This is a genomic window from Thalassotalea sp. G2M2-11 (genome assembly GCF_017168195.1).
Classification (GTDB): Bacteria; Pseudomonadota; Gammaproteobacteria; order Enterobacterales; family Alteromonadaceae; genus Thalassotalea_E.
In genome coordinates this window covers 148,337-163,981 of sequence record NZ_JADNYL010000004.1, presented here as the reverse complement: position 1 = coordinate 163,981, position 15,645 = coordinate 148,337, and the positions used below count along the sequence as shown (strand labels likewise).

Sequence of the window (15,645 nt, the reverse complement as noted above, 5' to 3'; positions counted from 1 at the left end):
TTTTCTCCAATAAATGATGGCTGTCTCGCCAAATTGCTCCGGATTATACCCGCATCGCAATTAATTACCAATATATCACAATAAATTCTAGCAAATTTATCACAGAAGTTGCGCCAAAAAACCAATAAACCCCAAGTTTTTTTAGATTAATTGCTTCTCAACTATTAGATACTGTTTTTTATTGCTCTCGTAACCTGTTAAGCTACGCCTCATGAATAAAACACACTTATCAGATACAAAGTTCACAGAGCTTGATCTGGCACCTCAAGTAGTTGCTGGATTAAATGCCATGGGCTTTAACCAATGCACCGCTATCCAAGCGAAATCCCTACCCATTTTACTTGAAGGCAAAGATATTGCCGGTCAAGCACAAACGGGGGAAGGTAAAACCATCGCCTTTTTAGCGGCCACATTTCATCACTTACTTAATAAACCATCGAAAGCAGAAGGTCAGCCTAGAGCGTTGATCATGGCGCCAACACGAGAATTAGCCGTACAAATTCATCGTGATGCACTTGAAATGGCGAAAAGCACAGGCTTACGCTTGGGTATCGTCTATGGCGGCGAAGGCTATGAAAGTCAACGTCAAGAACTCGAACGAGGCGTTGACATTTTAATTGGCACCTGTGGCCGATTAATTGACTACATGAAGCAAGGCGTCTACAACCTAAATCATATTGATGTTGTCGTACTCGATGAAGCCGATCGTATGTTTGATCTTGGTTTTATAAAAGATATCCGCTACATGTTCCGACGCATGCCAGCAGCAACTGATCGCTTAAGCATGTTGTTCTCTGCCACTTTGTCGTTCCGTGTCAAAGAACTTGCTTTTGAACACATGAATGATCCTGTCAGTGTCGAAATTGAACCTGAGCAGAAAACCAATGTGCGCATTAGTGAAGAATTATTTTATCCTTCGCAAGAAGATAAAATGCAACTATTACAAACGCTCATCGAAGAAGAGTGGCCAGATAAAGCCATTATTTTTGCCAATACTAAGCACAGTTGTGAAAACGTCTACGCCCATTTAGCTGCGGATAACATCCGTGTTGGTTTGCTTACCGGCGATGTGATCCAAAAGAAACGCTTAAAAATACTCGAGCAATTTACCGCAGGGCAGTTAGATATTTTAGTAGCAACAGATGTTGCCGCTCGCGGCTTGCATATCCCGCAAGTTACTCATGTATTTAATTACGATTTACCCGATGATTGTGAAGATTACGTTCATCGTATCGGCCGTACTGGTCGAGCAGGTGCAACAGGCCATGCCATCAGTTTCGCCTGTGAAGAATATGTCTTTAATTTACCGGCAATCGAAACCTATATAGAGCATGCGTTGCCAGTAAGTAAATATGATCCCGACGCGTTAATCACAGATTTTCCTAAACCGACACCACGTCAACGCCGTCACAGACCGCATAATGGTGGACAAAATAGAGGAAAAACAGCTGGTAGACGCCATACTAGGTAGTTAAGTGTAATGTCGAGTATTGAGCACAACCCTTGTCAACGTTCACCGCTTTACGCGGTGATAGACCTTGGTTCAAATAGCTTTCATATGCTCATCACTCGACAACTCGCCGACAGTGTTCAGGTAGTCGATAAAGTTAAGCGTAAAGTCAGGCTCGCTTCAGGGCTTGATAAACAGAACAAGCTTAGCCAACAAGCCATCGCTCGTGGCTTAGAATGCTTAAGCTTTTTTGCAGAACGTTTACAAGATATTCCTACAGATAATATTCGTATTGTTGCTACCGCGACATTACGTTTAGCCAACAACAGAGATGACTTTATTGCCCAAGCCAATGTCATCTTAAATCACCAAATTACCTTGCTCTCAGGCGAACAAGAAGCGCAGTATATTTACCAAGGTGTTGCACATACCAATTGTAGTGACAATAAGCGATTGGTGATAGATATCGGCGGTGCAAGCACTGAGCTTATTGTCGGCGAAGGAATAACCGCTAAACAAGTCACCAGCTTAAATATTGGTTGTGTTACCTTTATCAACCAGTATTTTGCTAATGGTCTGTTAAGCGAAGATAACTTTGAACGAGCCATCAAGGCAGCAAGCAAAGAATTATCAACAATCGTTTCTTCGTATCAACAAATTGGCTGGCAAAGTGTATTAGGTGGTTCAGGTACCATGCAAGCACTAGCTGAAGTATTGACCTACCAACATCAACCAACAATTATCACGTTAGAATATTTACAAGCGTTTAAGCAGCAGTTGATCCATTGTCAGTCAATCAAACATATTGCAATTGCTGGCTTATCAAGTGAACGCACCCCAGTAATTGCCAGTGGTTTATCTATTTTATTGGCTATATTTCAATGTTTTAACATAAAACAGTTACAACTCTCTAGTGGTGCTCTGCGTGAAGGCTTGTTATATGAAATGCTACCTCATGACGCTAAAGTCAATATCCGGCAGCGAACCATTAATGCCTTGATGCAGCGTTTTCACGTTGATCGTCATCATGCTGAAAACATTAAAAATCAAGCGTTAAGTTTATTTCAAAGCTTTCAGTCAGCATGGCAGCTTAAGCAAGATAATGATTACCAAATTTTACTCGCAAGTTGTCAATTACATGAAATAGGGTTGTTGTTAGAATTTAAACATCACCAACGTCATAATGCATATATTATCAATAATGCGGAACTACCCGGTTTTGAACAAGCTGATAGACAATTACTTTCCGCATTGGTTTTACTCTATAAAGGTGATATTGATGCTAAGCTTTTACAACAATCAACCTGTAACTATCAAAACGCACAATATTTATTAGCGATATTAAGGTTGGCGATCATTCTTTGTCGTCGTAGAAAAGACGATGTGTTGCCACAATACCAAGCCAAAGTTAACGGGAATACAATCCACTTATGCTTACCAACAGCATGGTTAACACAGCACCCCCTTATTGCCGACGAACTGCACCAAGAGAATCAACACCTTAAAGTGTTCAACTTAGCACTCGATATTCAATGTCAGTCCATCAATGATTCGTTGCCGCCCATACATTAGTGGCAAGAACAATGACACCGCCTATTACCATAGTCATACTTAGTGATTCAGCCAATAACCAATATGCTGCCAAGATGCCATAGATAGGCTCAAGACTCACCGCAACAGCGGCCGTTTGTGCTTTAATAGTTTTTAATGAATAGTTAAACAAGCTATGAGCTAGCGCGGTAAATACCACCCCTAATAAAACGATTAGGCTGAGTTGCGACATTGAAATAGTTAATGGATTCATCAACATAACAGGCAGCACAAACAGTGCAGCAAAACTATTTTGATAAAATGCCACTTGTTTAACCGAAATACCACGGACAAATTTGCGATTGAGCAAAGTTAATATTGCAAAACTCAAGGCAGAGGCGACTCCCCACAAAACGCCTGCATAAATGTTACTAGTTTCTGGGTTATTTGTCGGGACAATTAAGTAAATACCCACAAAAGTGAATAATGCTTGCCACAAGGTTCGTGAGTAAAATTTTTCATTAAAAAAGAGCGGTTCAAAAATGCTCACAAAAATAGGAAAGCTAGCAAAAGTTATCAAACCAATTGCGACAGAAGACACCTGAATCGCTTGAAAGAAACTGACCCAATGAAAAGCTAAGATGCCACCTGTTAGTACAAAAGCACTTAATACAGTGCTTGAGCATTTTAACGACTGTCGTTTAAACACTCGCACAACAATGGCGAGAGTCAGCGCACAAAAGAAAGCTCGGCCAAAAACAATAGTGGTTGCTGACATATTCAACCATTTGGCAAACAAACCCGATAACGCAAACAGTAGCACCGCACTATGCAATGCTACTAAGGCGTGAGTTCTCTGTGTCTGCATGCGCCTTTAAGCGTCTTCTTTTAACCAACGAGCCACTTGTTTAGCGAAATAAGTTAATATGCCGTCTGCGCCTGCACGTTTAAAGGCTAACAAACCTTCCATAATGCAGGGTTTTTCAGCCAACCAGCCATTTTGAATGGCCGCCATGTGCATAGCATACTCACCACTGACTTGGTAAGCATAGGTTGGCACTTTAAACTCATCTTTAACACGACGCACAATGTCCAAATACGGCATACCTGGTTTGACCATTACCATATCGGCTCCTTCATAAATATCTTGGGCAATTTCATGTAAGGCTTCATCACTGTTAGCAGGGTCCATTTGGTAAGAATATTTATTTCCACCTTTGATATTACTTGCTGAGCCAACCGCATCACGAAATGGTCCATAGTAATTTGACGCATATTTTGCTGAATACGCCAGTACCCGAGTATTAACAAAATTGTGTTGCTCCAGTTCAGCACGAATGGCCCCAATACGGCCATCCATCATATCTGACGGTGCAACCACATCTGCCCCAGCTTGTGCATGCGACAAAGCTTGCTTAACTAAAATGTCTTTAGTGATGTCATTTAAGACATAGCCTTCGTCTTTGCCACTCTCCCCAATAATGCCATCTTGACCATGAGTAGTGAAAGGATCTAATGCCACATCAGTGATCACGCCTAATTCAGGGAAATTAGCTTTTAAAGCACGTACTGCTCTTTGTGCCAAGCCGTCAGGGTTATAGGCCTCTTCAGCCATTAATGATTTTTTATCATCAGGCGTGACAGGGAACAGAGCAACCGCGGGAATGCCTAACGAGACAAGCTCTTGTGCTTCTTCTAACAGTAAATCAATACTTTTACGTTCGACCCCTGGCATGGATGCCACGCTTTCTCGCTGATTTTCACCCTCAAGCACAAACACTGGATAAATGAGATCATTCACAGTCAGCTGATTTTCAGCCATTAAGCGACGAGAGAAATCATCTCTACGCATACGGCGCATTCTACGCGCCGGAAATTGTCCAAAGCTTTTACTCATGTTATCTCCTATTAAGCGAGCAAACGACTCACATTAATTTCTGCAATAAAATTCAGCTATCAGTCTTTAGCTGCATAGCAAAGACTGACGCACTATTTTGACTGGTATGTTGTATTACTTGCTCAACCGAACATTTCATTTGCTCAGCTATCGTCTGAACCACATAAGGCAGATAGCTCGGTTCATTACGACTACTTTTAGGTTTTGGCCGAATCGTTCGTGGTGTTAAATAAGGAGCATCAGTTTCTATCATCAGTCGCTCAAGTGGAATATGACGAACAATTTCTCTTAATGTATGGCCACGGCGCTCATCACAAATCCATCCAGTAATACCTATATACATATCATGCGCTAAACAAGCACGTAGTTCCGTTAAATTACCAGTAAAACAATGAGCTACCAACGCAGGTACTTTACCAATTACGGGCGTTAAAATGTCTAACCATGCATCAAAGGCATCTCGTTGATGTAAAAACAGTGGTAAGTGTAATTCCTTTGCCAAATCGACTTGTTGTTGAAAAACGCGTTGTTGGTTGACGGGTGTAGAAAAGTTACGATTAAAATCTAAGCCACATTCACCAATCGCTTTCACCAGAGAAGAGTGACTTAACGCACGTAATTGCTCGATATAATCATCACTAACATTATCCGCATCATGTGGATGAACACCAACTGTACAGGCAAGAGAACTCGGATATTGTTGGCATAAGGCGAGTGCTTTCTGGCTTTCTTCTACACTAGTCCCCGTAACTAATAAACCATGAACACCGGCGGATTTAGCGCGCTCAATAACCAGCGTTCTATCTTTATCGAACCGAGAATTAGTTAAATTAACGCCTATATCAATCAAGCTTATCTTCGCTATTTTATTCGTTTAACCGGTATTCTTTTATTGTCGTCCGCTTTCTTCAAATAAACTACGCCAAGAAAGCCCTTATTTAATTCTACTTGTTGTCCTGATTTGAACATTGCATCAGACTCTCCTTGTAACCACCAGACTTGGCCATTAGTGAACGTCAGTTGCCAATCGTCAGCCGCATTTTTTTGCGCTTGTGCAATAGTAAAAACTTGCTCTCCAATAATGTCATCTTGAGTGTTAGTGATCTTAGGGGTATCGACAACATTTGCTTGTTCAGATACCGGCTGCTTAACGATACGCACCTTATTATTCACTGGGCGATAAGGTACCGCTTCGCCATTATCTTTAACGGGAGCTGTCGGACGCACTTCAAGTGTCGATTGTTGTGATGACTGCTCCGTGTTTACCGATGCGACCAATTTGTCGTAACAGCTTAAACGAGCTTGATTTTCTTTTATCTGCGCGCAAAGTAATAACTCAGATAAGCTTCCAGCATTCACAAACATAGGCAAAGAAAATAGGGAAATAATGATCCCTGCCTTAGCCATTGCCTTCCTCGGCTTGTTCTTCTTTGTCACTTTTATAATACATTCCTGCAATGAACACCCCAACTTCAAATAGCAACATCATAGGCACAGCAAGTAAGGTTTGAGAAATAACATCTGGTGGCGTTAATAACATTCCCACGACAAATGCGCCGACAATAATGTAAGGACGCTTTTTACGTAAGCTTTCTGGATCTGTAAACCCAGTCCAGCACATCAAAATGATCACAATAGGTATTTCAAATGCGACACCAAAGGCAAAAAATAACTTTAAGACAAAATCAAGATAGCTACTAATGTCTGTCGCAATATTAACACCTTCAGGCGCTACAGAAGTAAAAAAGCTAAAGGCAATTGGAAACACCACGTAATATGAAAACGCAATGCCACCATAAAATAAAAAGCTACTGCCAAACATCAAAGGAGCAATCAAGCGCTTTTCATTTTTATATAAACCAGGCGCAATAAATGACCATGCCTGATACAAAATGTACGGCATACTGATAAACAGAGCTAACACTATGGTCAATTTAAAAGGGGCAAAGAATGACGATGCAACATCTGTTGCTATCATTTGACCACTTTCTGGCATACTGGCTAATAAAGGTTGAGATACATATTCATAAATGTCATTCGCAAAATATATCATCGAGCAAAAGACAATTAATACCGCAAGTACTGAACGCAATAATCGGGAACGTAATTCGAGCAAGTGATCAAATAACGTATATTGCTTAGTTGAAGAACTCATTCGTTATCGCTTTCTTTCTTTTTGACAGTATCTGTTGAGCTTGTTTCTGAAGCCCCTTTAGTATACGGATGTTGTACCGAATCTGCGGCTTCTTTCAAGGTTTTCAATGATTCTGCTACTTCTGGAGACAAGTTTTCTAAATTAGACTGCTCAGCTTTTTTCAAATTAGCATGAAGCTCGTGAATTCTGAGTTCTTCTGTTAGTTCGTTTTTCACACTGTTACTGAAATTTTTGACACCGGAAATCCATGAACGAACCGTACGAATCGCAACAGGCAAACGTTCAGGGCCAAGGACAACTAATCCAATAACTGAAATTAACAGTAGCTCCCAAAAACCAATATCAAACATCAGTTAAACTTTATCTTTTTCTTTGGCGTCAACGGTTGATTGAGTTGTAGAGTCATCAACAGATTTATCTGCTAAGGCATCATTACTCTTACTGTCTTTTTCCTCGTCAGTTACGGCTTTTTTAAAGCCTTTGACTGCAGAACCAAGATCAGAACCTAAGTTACGTAACTTTTTCGTACCAAACAATAAAATCACAATAACGGCAATTATCACTAATTGCCAAATACTTATACCACCCATTAAAAAAACTCCTATAATTCAATTGAGTTCATTATAAAGTTTATTTTGAAAAAAGCACCATTTAGCCAATTAAAAGATGAGGTAGAACAAAGTTTGCAGGGAAAAGTATTCGATACATTATTGTCATTATTTTTAGTGATCCTCCTATCACCGTTTGTTTTATCAACAGCGTCTGCCTGCTCATTAGAAGTACCCCCTCCACAAGAGGAAAAAACACCCGCAACTACTAACAATAACTCTTCACAAACTCAGCAACGCCAGCCATTGAATAAACCCTGTGATGCTGAACACATCCCCCCAGACAATTATCAATGGATGCAAGAGTTTCACGAAACAATCTCAAATTCAGTTTTTCAATCCGCCATGTGGTTTGATAGCTTTTTTCTTGATGAAAACTCTGAACAAGAAACGCCTAAAGTTACCGCAAGAATTCGGGTAGGCTGGGAGCCAAAATCGAGAGATTGGGGCGAGTTTGACACTCGCTTTCGTATTAAAGTTAAGCTCCCTCATTTTAAAAACAAAGCCGATTTAATTTTGTCTGATGAAGATGACGCAGACCAAAGCTTATTGCCATTAGAAAAAAACGATATAAATACCGACAATGATGACAATAACTTTGCGGCGGCGGTCAGGTACACGCACAATAAGAGCACAGACAAGCTATTAGAATCACGCATTGGTATATCTGGTGGTGATATTTTTTTAAAAGTCAAACATAAGCGGCGATACAATTGGCAGGATAGACACAGCTTTAAAGCTGAACCATCAATCTACTATTTCTTGGATGACGGCTTGGGAGCAAAACTTTTATTTGAATACGATTATCAAGCTAAGCAACAAACTCAGTATCGTGTCAATTACAGCGTCAGAGTCTCTCAGTCTTTTAGTGGACTACGCTGGAAGCATGGTTTTTATCGGTTAAAACAGTTACAACAAAATGCCGCAAGCATCACCGCCTTACAAGTACAAGGTGAGCGTAATGGTGAGCGTGGTTTTATTATTGACAAGTACACATTGAGTTATCGATATCGTTTTAACGCGCTGAAAACTTGGCTATTTTTTGAGGTAGAGCCATTTCTTGAATGGCCTGAAGAAGAAAATTATACCACAACACCGGGGATTGCCTTTCGCATTGAAGGCTTCTTTTCTAAAGGCTAACTTACTTAATCTAAGCTAACGCTTTTCTCGGGGTGACTATGGTTTCACTTTTTTTCGCAATCTTACACGGGCGATTAATATGATAACCCTGACCAAAATCACAGCCCGCTTTTTGTAACTGCTCAAGTACTTCTTGCGATTCAATCCCTTCGGCAACTAGACGGTAACCAAAGCGCTCACCTAACTCATGCAAGGCCTTAATTAAGGCAATATTTTCACTATTATTATTTAGAGAACGGATCAAACTACGATCAAGCTTAATAAATTCAAACGGGTAATTATATAAGAAGTTAAATGATGACAAACCTGCGCCATAATCATCTAACGCGAGTTTGACCCCAAACTCTTTTAATTTTTTCAAGCCCTTAAGCGCAAGTTCCGTATGCTGACTAAATGCCGACTCATTAAATTCTAAAATTAATCGTTCTGGCTCAATAGTGTTGTGTTTAATTTCACCGATCAAAGCATTCAACTGATTCGTTTGCGTTAAGTGACGACCAGATAAATTGATACCAACAAAGGCATGTTGATACTCTTCATGATGTTGCCAATCTTTTAACTGCTGACACACTTGAGCAATGACCCAAGATTCAATTTCAAGGATCATACCGGTTTCTTCAGCCATAAAAAGAAACTCACTCGGCGTTAACAACCCTTTACTTGGGTGTTGCCAGCGCAACAAGGCTTCAAAACCGATAGTACTGGATAATTCTAAATCTGAAATCTGCTGATAATGTAATTCAAACTGCTGTTCTTGAATCGCAACACGCAGCTCTTGCTCTAACGTCATGCTGGCAATCAATTGCTCTCGCATACTTTCATCAAAGAAAACATATCGACCTCGACCCAAACTTTTTGCCTGGTACATAGCCGCATCAGCATCACGTAACACTTCATTGGTATTGTTGTAATGATGATTACACAGCGCAATGCCAATACTGGCATTAGAGTGCAGTACATTGCCTTCTAATTCAAATGGCTGGGCAATCGAATTAATAATACGAGAGGCAATCTCTTCAACATCATCTTGGGATTGCAAAGAATCTAATAAAATAACAAATTCATCGCCACCTAATCGAGCAAGAATATCATTGTCACGCACACATTCAGATAAACGTCTGGCAATTTCAATTAAAAACTCATCACCAGCATGATGACCTAAAGTGTCATTGATCATTTTAAAACGATCAAGGTCGATAAATAACACGGCAAATCTATGCTTAGGATGACGCTTAACATGTTTGATTGCATAAGATAAACGATCAGCAAACATGGCTCGGTTCGGTAATTTAGTCAAAGCATCATGATGTGCCTCGAAAAACAGTTGCTGCTCAGCTTTTTTGCGTTCTTCAATTTGCATCCGCAAATTTAAATTAGTTGCCTGTAATTCCTGAGTACGCTGGCTAACTAACTTTTCCAGCATATCTTTATTATGCTGTGCGTCTGCTTCAGCTTTTTTTCGCATAATGGCTGACGCAATGTGTCGACTGACAAAGCGAATCAGTTCAATATCACTTTCTTGATAAGCATCGGCATCGTGATAATGTTGTATCGCCAACACACCGATAATATTATCATGTTCAATTAACGGACAACCAAGCCAGGCTTGTGGTAATTTTTCTTTAGGATAGTTTAAGGTAAATGGCTGAGTGTCTAATTCTCCAGATTCATTCAAACGACAAATCTTGCCTTTACTGATCAATATTGGTTGACCGAACTTGATCACTAGCTCAGTGAGCCCATTCGATAACTTTCTCGCAGACGGCTTAGTTAACTTTTCATCTTGATAATACGGAAAAGTGAACTGTGATTCTTCAACTGAATACAAGGCAATGTATAAATTTGTCGCTGATAATATGCTAGCAACTTCTTTATGAAGACTATGATAAAAGCAATCAATCTTTTGGCCTGCTGCAGAAAGTTCTGAAATAGCCAATAATGCTTTGTGAGTTTTCACCGCTTTTTGCCGTTCCGCAATCTCTTGCTGAAGCTTCTGATTGGTTTCAGTTAATTTCTGCGTACGCTGACGAATGTTTTGTTCCAGTAACTCTCGGCTACGTACTCGATCTATCGCCGTTACTAAATGTTCAGCAACAAATTCAAGCAATTGGCAATCCCGGTCATCAAAATACAACTTTTCATCATAGCTTTTTAGCGCAATCACGCCGATGATTTGATGACCTCGATATAAAGGAACCCCGAGCCAATCAACACAAGGAGAGCCATAAAGCGAGATTTTTTCGGCGCGTGCAAGCGCCATTCTCTCTGCTGAGCTGCAATGTAATGGCTCACCTTCTTCGAACACTAAGCCCGTTAAGCAACGTTGCCATTGTTGTTGTTCTAGATGCTCAAATAAACGCTGCTCTCTGGTATTATGGCTATAAGCAAGAGAAAGTTGGCGTTGACTATTTAGTAAAACGATATGAAAACTGTCAGTGATTAATAAAGATTTAATTACTGATTCAAGTGCTTGATAGAAAGATGTGATATTGGTCACAGTGCTAGCCAGTTCAGATAACTGTAGCAGACCTGTTTGCATTGTTTTAACTTGCCGATACTTTTTAAGCAAAGATTTGAGCTTAGGTAGCTGCTTCATTGCTTGCGTATCACTGTTCGCCCTTACTTCCATCTAAGGCTGATCCATTTATTTTTGTTTTATTTTTAATGGGGTTAGTCTAACAAATTCTAAGTGTAATACAATACTATTGCACAAAATTCACACAACCACAGCTATCCTAGCTAATAGCAAGTATCTGTAAACGTGATTTAAACCACAAAATGGAAAAAAAGAAATAAAAAAACCGACGTTTGTCGGTTTTTTCGAAAGGTTATTTAAGGCGTTATTAAGCCATACCAGATTTTAATTTGCTTAACGCATTTTTTTCTAATTGGCGTACACGTTCTGCTGAAATTTCATATTTATTGGCAAGCTCTTGCAGTGTACTTTTATCATCGTTTAACCAACGTGTCTTAATAATGTCTTGGCTACGATCATCTAGTGCAACTAAGGCATTGGCTAAGCGTTGATTAGCATGATTTTCCCAATTACTTTCCTCCACCTGTTCAGCAATATCTGACTGTTTGTCTTCTAAATACTGTGCAGGGGCAAAACTCATTCCTTGTGAACTATCGTCGTCATCAGACGAAATTTCAAAAGTTTGATCTTGGCTGGTCATGCGAGATTCCATTTCCAACACATCTTTCTTGCTCACGCCTAACGTTTCAGCCACATTGCTTATTTCATCATTGCTGAACCAACCTAAACGTTTCTTGTTTTTACGCAAATTAAAAAATAATTTACGTTGTGCTTTGGTTGTTGCAACTTTAACAATACGCCAGTTACGTAGGACAAACTCATGGATTTCTGCTTTTATCCAATGAACAGCAAAAGAAACCAAACGAACACCTACTGTTGGATTGAAACGTTTAACCGCCTTCATTAAACCAACATTACCTTCCTGAATTAAGTCAGCTTGTGGTAAACCGTATCCGGCATAACCTTTCGCCACATGGATCACAAAACGTAGATGCGACATGATTAATTCTTGCGCCGCTTGTAAATCGTTTTCTTCGTGTAAACGAGTTGCAAGCTCATGCTCACGCTCAGCAGTTAGCATAGGAATGCTGTATGCTGATTGCATATACGCTTCAATGCTGCCGCTTTGTGGAACCGTTAGCGTCATCGATTGCATTGTCTCACTCATTTAATAAACCCTTTTCTTAACTTGGCTCGCGATCATAACATGATCTGTTTAGATGATCGACCCCTATTGAGGCCACCTTACCTTACTAGACAGGCCGATACAACGGTTGCTTTCATCGAAAATGAATTTATTTATTTAGCGCGCAGCCAAACTCTTTGATATTGAACAAATTTCATCTCACACTTCTATTTGTACACTTAACCAAATACATTAATACCAACAAAAAACTAACGATATGTAAGCTTTTTGTTTAAACTATAAATTAAGAAGTATTCGGAACAACTATTCATGCATTCATATGTTGCCAGACAAGCTATTTTAGACAGTAGGAAAAACCTTGTTGCCTATGAGTTATTATTTCGTGATGGGAAAAGCAATAGTTTCCCCGATATAGACCCCAATCAAGCAACATCGAATATTTTAACCGACAGTCAATTAACGCTAGGCATAGAACAGGTTACTGGCGGGGCAACTGCCTATATTAATTTTCATTCAGAAACACTGATTAAACATTTTCCTAGCTTTCTTGATCCTAAAAAAATTGTCATTGAAATTCTGGAAGATGTTGAGGTTTGCCAAGCATTGATTACCGCAGTAAAAACATTAAAAGATCGTGGCTACACCATTGCATTGGATGATTTTGATTTTGATGAAAAATGGACACCGTTATTTCCTTATATCGACATTATAAAAATTGATGTCTTTAATCAGTCAATTATCAGTTTAAGTAAGACGATACGAAAATTACATCGACTGGACGTGACTTTATTAGCTGAAAAAGTTGAAACGGCTGAGCAATTTGCTCAGTTAAAAATGATTGGCTTTACTCATTTTCAAGGGTATTTCTTTGCTCGCCCAGAAATTATTAAGCAGCGCAGAATTTCTTCCGCCAAGAAAGCCATTCTCGACTTATTATCACACTCAAGCCAAACACAATTAGACTTTGATGCTATTAGTGCAACATTTTCCACCGATCCTGGCTTAACATACAAGTTACTGCGTTTTATCAACAGTCCTACCTATGGTAATAATCAAGAAATTACTTCGCTCAAGCATGCGCTGATCTATATTGGCGAATTAGAATTAAAAAAATTCATTGCGCTGTTAGCCTTGTCAGATTTAAATGAAGGAAAGTGCTCTGAAATAATGCGTATTTCACTGATCCGGGCAAAATTCTGTGAAATAATTTCACTTAAACGAAACGATGATGAAAACCCACCGAAAGCATTTTTAACTGGTATTTTATCAATGATAGATGGCATCTTAGATCACGATTTAGAGCAAGTGCTAGCGATCTTACCTATTCATGATGAAATCAAATCTGCATTACGGAATGAAAAAAATTACCTTAATCATTACTTAGCATTAGCGAAGCAATGTGAACAAGGTCAGTGGCAAGACTGCGACAATGTCGCCCAGCAGCTTGAATTAAGCACAGAATTTGTTTTTCAAGCCCAGCAGGAAGCCATTGCCTGGACAGATGGTATGTTAGATGTTTAATCCGCCGTCGGCTCTATCGCTCGAATATGCTTACGTACGGAAATATAACTACCGAATAACCCTAATAGCACTGCCGCAAGAATAAGCCCAAGCATTTCACCAGAATCTAAGCCCTGTAAGGTAAAGTTACTTTGATACAAATCGGTCAGCCTAATTAAGGCACCCGATAAATAAATAGCTAATAGCTCAACACACAGTATTGCCACCATACCACCCAAAACACCATACCAAGCTCCAGCGTATAAGAAAGGTCGTTGAATGAAATCATCTGTCGCACCAACCAATTTCATCACGGCAATCGCATCTCTCTGATTTAAAATAGCTAAGCGTATGGTGTTACCAATAATTAATACCACCGATAAACACAATAAAGTGGCAATACCCAGCACAATATCTTCTATAAGCTGTGTGATAGCTTTTAAACGCGTCAACCATTCTAAGTCCAACTTGCCTTGTGCCACCTCTTTTTCATTTTCTAGTTTTTGCAATAACTCTTGAGCTGCTTGAGGCTGACTAGCCCGCTGTGTTGGAGTCACCAGTATAGTTGCGGGTAAAGGGTTATCAGATAAGTATTCCAATGCCTGACCAAAACCTGAAAGACGTTTAAACTCATCTAACGCTTGTTGTGCTGAAATATATTTGACCGAAGCAACTTGTGGATACAGCTGAATACGTTGTACTAAGTTTTTTGCTGCTTTATCAGTGACAGATAATTTAAGGAAGACATTAATCTCTGAGGCGGAATCCCATTGATTAGAAATGGCTTGGGCATTTTTAACAAACATCTGTAATGTGGCAGGTAATGTTAAACTGATCCCTAACACCAAAATCGTCATCATCGAGGTGAAAGGGGTTCGCCATAAGTCACCTAAACTGCCTATACCTTGTTGAAAATGGCGAACAATTCGGGCGCTAATTTTTGCGCCCAGCGCAGGGCGACTATTACTTGCTGTAGAAGGAATATTAGCCATGCTGTTCACCTTGTAAGCCTTCCAGCAAACCATCGTTAATCATAGCGCCATTTTTTAAGGTTAAGGTGCGGTACTTTAATCGCGCAATCAAACCAAGATCATGAGTTGCGATTAATACAGCAACACCTACATCATTAAACTCTTCAAGCAACTTAATAATATCTAGTGATAATTTAGGATCTAAGTTTCCTGTTGGCTCGTCTGCAAGTAAAATTGGCGGTTTATTCACAATCGCTCTCGCGATACCAACCCGTTGTTGCTCTCCACCCGAAAGCATATTAGGAAAACAACGCAATTTACTACTTAAATGCACTTTATCAAGTGCAGCATCAACCCGTTTTTTGGTTTCTTTATGGCTATAGCCTTCAATAATTAATGGCAGCGCAACGTTATCAAATACGGTGCGATCCATTAATAAATTATGATTTTGAAAAATCATCCCTATACCACGACGAACATAGGGTATTTGTTGATATGTAACCTCAGCAAGGTTTTGGCCATTGATATAAACACTGCCACTGGTGGGCTTTTCCATCAAGCTCATTAATTTTAATAATGTACTTTTACCGGCGCCAGAATGCCCGGTTAAAAACGCCATTTCGCCAGCAGCTAAACTAAAGTTAACTTGGTTTAACGCTAAAAAGCCGCCAGGATAGGTTTTACTTACATTATTAAAACGTATCATCAAAC

15 protein-coding genes are annotated in these 15,645 nt (G+C 39.7%); 4 read left to right on the top strand and 11 right to left on the bottom strand.

Annotation, left to right across the window (positions count from 1 at the left end; all coding sequences use genetic code 11):
* The first annotated feature begins 211 nt into the window (after window positions 1-211).
* Both rhlB and ppx read left to right on the top strand, forming a co-directional pair.
* Window positions 212-1,471, top strand: a complete 1,260-nt coding sequence (gene rhlB / locus IV514_RS14650; RefSeq protein WP_206486033.1) for an ATP-dependent RNA helicase RhlB — start codon at window positions 212-214, stop codon at window positions 1,469-1,471.
* A gap of 9 nt (window positions 1,472-1,480) precedes the next feature.
* On the top strand, window positions 1,481-3,022 hold the full coding sequence (gene ppx / locus IV514_RS14645) for an exopolyphosphatase (RefSeq protein ID WP_206486032.1): 1,542 nt from the start codon (window positions 1,481-1,483) through the stop codon (window positions 3,020-3,022).
* Here the strand turns inward: ppx and IV514_RS14640 are convergent.
* The 7 genes from IV514_RS14640 to tatA are packed head-to-tail and all read right to left on the bottom strand — an operon-like array spanning window position 2,994 to window position 7,622.
* Window positions 2,994-3,848 carry an EamA family transporter gene (locus tag IV514_RS14640; protein ID WP_206486031.1) on the bottom strand — a complete coding sequence of 285 codons (855 nt, stop codon included), beginning with the start codon at window positions 3,846-3,848 and terminating at the stop codon, window positions 2,994-2,996. The two genes, ppx and IV514_RS14640, sit on opposite strands and share 29 nt — an antisense overlap.
* A 6-nt stretch (window positions 3,849-3,854) precedes the next feature.
* On the bottom strand, window positions 3,855-4,877 hold the full coding sequence (gene hemB, locus IV514_RS14635) for a porphobilinogen synthase (RefSeq protein ID WP_206486030.1): 1,023 nt from the start codon (window positions 4,875-4,877) through the stop codon (window positions 3,855-3,857).
* 52 nt (window positions 4,878-4,929) lie between these two features.
* Window positions 4,930-5,727, bottom strand: coding sequence for a TatD family hydrolase (locus tag IV514_RS14630; protein WP_206486029.1), 798 nt, complete (start codon window positions 5,725-5,727; stop codon window positions 4,930-4,932).
* An 11-nt stretch (window positions 5,728-5,738) separates the two neighbouring features.
* Window positions 5,739-6,284: a hypothetical protein gene (locus tag IV514_RS14625; RefSeq protein ID WP_206486028.1), complete on the bottom strand. Its 546-nt coding sequence runs from the start codon at window positions 6,282-6,284 to the stop codon at window positions 5,739-5,741.
* Window positions 6,277-7,032, bottom strand: a complete 756-nt coding sequence (gene tatC / locus IV514_RS14620; protein WP_206486027.1) for a twin-arginine translocase subunit TatC — start codon at window positions 7,030-7,032, stop codon at window positions 6,277-6,279. The genes IV514_RS14625 and tatC overlap by 8 nt, the downstream gene beginning before the upstream one ends.
* Window positions 7,029-7,382, bottom strand: coding sequence for a Sec-independent protein translocase protein TatB (gene tatB, locus IV514_RS14615; RefSeq protein WP_206486026.1), 354 nt, complete (start codon window positions 7,380-7,382; stop codon window positions 7,029-7,031). Before tatB ends, tatC begins: the two co-directional genes overlap by 4 nt.
* A 3-nt stretch (window positions 7,383-7,385) precedes the next feature.
* A complete protein-coding gene (tatA, locus tag IV514_RS14610) occupies window positions 7,386-7,622 on the bottom strand; it encodes a Sec-independent protein translocase subunit TatA (protein ID WP_206486025.1) in 237 nt (78 codons plus the stop codon).
* A 45-nt stretch (window positions 7,623-7,667) separates the two neighbouring features.
* Here tatA and IV514_RS14605 point away from each other — a divergent pair, with 45 nt between their 5' ends.
* Window positions 7,668-8,780, top strand: coding sequence for a hypothetical protein (locus tag IV514_RS14605; protein WP_206486024.1), 1,113 nt, complete (start codon window positions 7,668-7,670; stop codon window positions 8,778-8,780).
* 10 nt (window positions 8,781-8,790) lie between these two features.
* On the opposite strand, the gene IV514_RS14600 is transcribed toward IV514_RS14605, so the two are convergent.
* Both IV514_RS14600 and rpoH read right to left on the bottom strand, forming a co-directional pair.
* Window positions 8,791-11,409: an EAL domain-containing protein gene (locus tag IV514_RS14600; protein ID WP_206486023.1), complete on the bottom strand. Its 2,619-nt coding sequence runs from the start codon at window positions 11,407-11,409 to the stop codon at window positions 8,791-8,793.
* Window positions 11,410-11,623: 214 nt separating this feature from the next.
* Window positions 11,624-12,484: an RNA polymerase sigma factor RpoH gene (gene rpoH / locus IV514_RS14595; RefSeq protein WP_206486022.1), complete on the bottom strand. Its 861-nt coding sequence runs from the start codon at window positions 12,482-12,484 to the stop codon at window positions 11,624-11,626.
* Window positions 12,485-12,772: 288 nt separating this feature from the next.
* Here rpoH and IV514_RS14590 point away from each other — a divergent pair, with 288 nt between their 5' ends.
* The gene (locus tag IV514_RS14590; RefSeq protein ID WP_206486021.1) at window positions 12,773-13,984 is read left to right on the top strand and encodes an HDOD domain-containing protein; all 1,212 of its coding nucleotides are present in this window, start codon (window positions 12,773-12,775) and stop codon (window positions 13,982-13,984) included.
* Here IV514_RS14590 and ftsX read toward each other — a convergent pair.
* The gene (gene ftsX / locus IV514_RS14585) at window positions 13,981-14,955 is read right to left on the bottom strand and encodes a permease-like cell division protein FtsX (protein ID WP_206486020.1); all 975 of its coding nucleotides are present in this window, start codon (window positions 14,953-14,955) and stop codon (window positions 13,981-13,983) included. The genes IV514_RS14590 and ftsX overlap by 4 nt on opposite strands.
* The gene (gene ftsE, locus IV514_RS14580; RefSeq protein ID WP_206486310.1) at window positions 14,948-15,640 is read right to left on the bottom strand and encodes a cell division ATP-binding protein FtsE; all 693 of its coding nucleotides are present in this window, start codon (window positions 15,638-15,640) and stop codon (window positions 14,948-14,950) included. Before ftsE ends, ftsX begins: the two co-directional genes overlap by 8 nt.
* Window positions 15,641-15,645: the final 5 nt, after the last annotated feature.

Bases quoted from the DNA above. Each gene is read 5' to 3' on its own strand.
- rhlB (WP_206486033.1), top strand. From the start codon at position 212: ATGAATAAAACACACTTATCAGATACAAAGTTCACAGAGCTTGATCTG.
- ppx (WP_206486032.1), top strand. From the start codon at position 1,481: ATGTCGAGTATTGAGCACAACCCTTGTCAACGTTCACCGCTTTACGCG.
- IV514_RS14640 (WP_206486031.1), bottom strand. From the start codon at position 3,848: ATGCAGACACAGAGAACTCACGCCTTAGTAGCATTGCATAGTGCGGTG.
- hemB (WP_206486030.1), bottom strand. From the start codon at position 4,877: ATGAGTAAAAGCTTTGGACAATTTCCGGCGCGTAGAATGCGCCGTATG.
- IV514_RS14625 (WP_206486028.1), bottom strand. From the start codon at position 6,284: ATGGCTAAGGCAGGGATCATTATTTCCCTATTTTCTTTGCCTATGTTT.
- tatC (WP_206486027.1), bottom strand. From the start codon at position 7,032: ATGAGTTCTTCAACTAAGCAATATACGTTATTTGATCACTTGCTCGAA.
- tatB (WP_206486026.1), bottom strand. From the start codon at position 7,382: ATGTTTGATATTGGTTTTTGGGAGCTACTGTTAATTTCAGTTATTGGA.
- tatA (WP_206486025.1), bottom strand. From the start codon at position 7,622: ATGGGTGGTATAAGTATTTGGCAATTAGTGATAATTGCCGTTATTGTG.
- IV514_RS14600 (WP_206486023.1), bottom strand. From the start codon at position 11,409: ATGGAAGTAAGGGCGAACAGTGATACGCAAGCAATGAAGCAGCTACCT.
- rpoH (WP_206486022.1), bottom strand. From the start codon at position 12,484: ATGAGTGAGACAATGCAATCGATGACGCTAACGGTTCCACAAAGCGGC.
- IV514_RS14590 (WP_206486021.1), top strand. From the start codon at position 12,773: ATGCATTCATATGTTGCCAGACAAGCTATTTTAGACAGTAGGAAAAAC.
- ftsX (WP_206486020.1), bottom strand. From the start codon at position 14,955: ATGGCTAATATTCCTTCTACAGCAAGTAATAGTCGCCCTGCGCTGGGC.
- ftsE (WP_206486310.1), bottom strand. From the start codon at position 15,640: ATGATACGTTTTAATAATGTAAGTAAAACCTATCCTGGCGGCTTTTTA.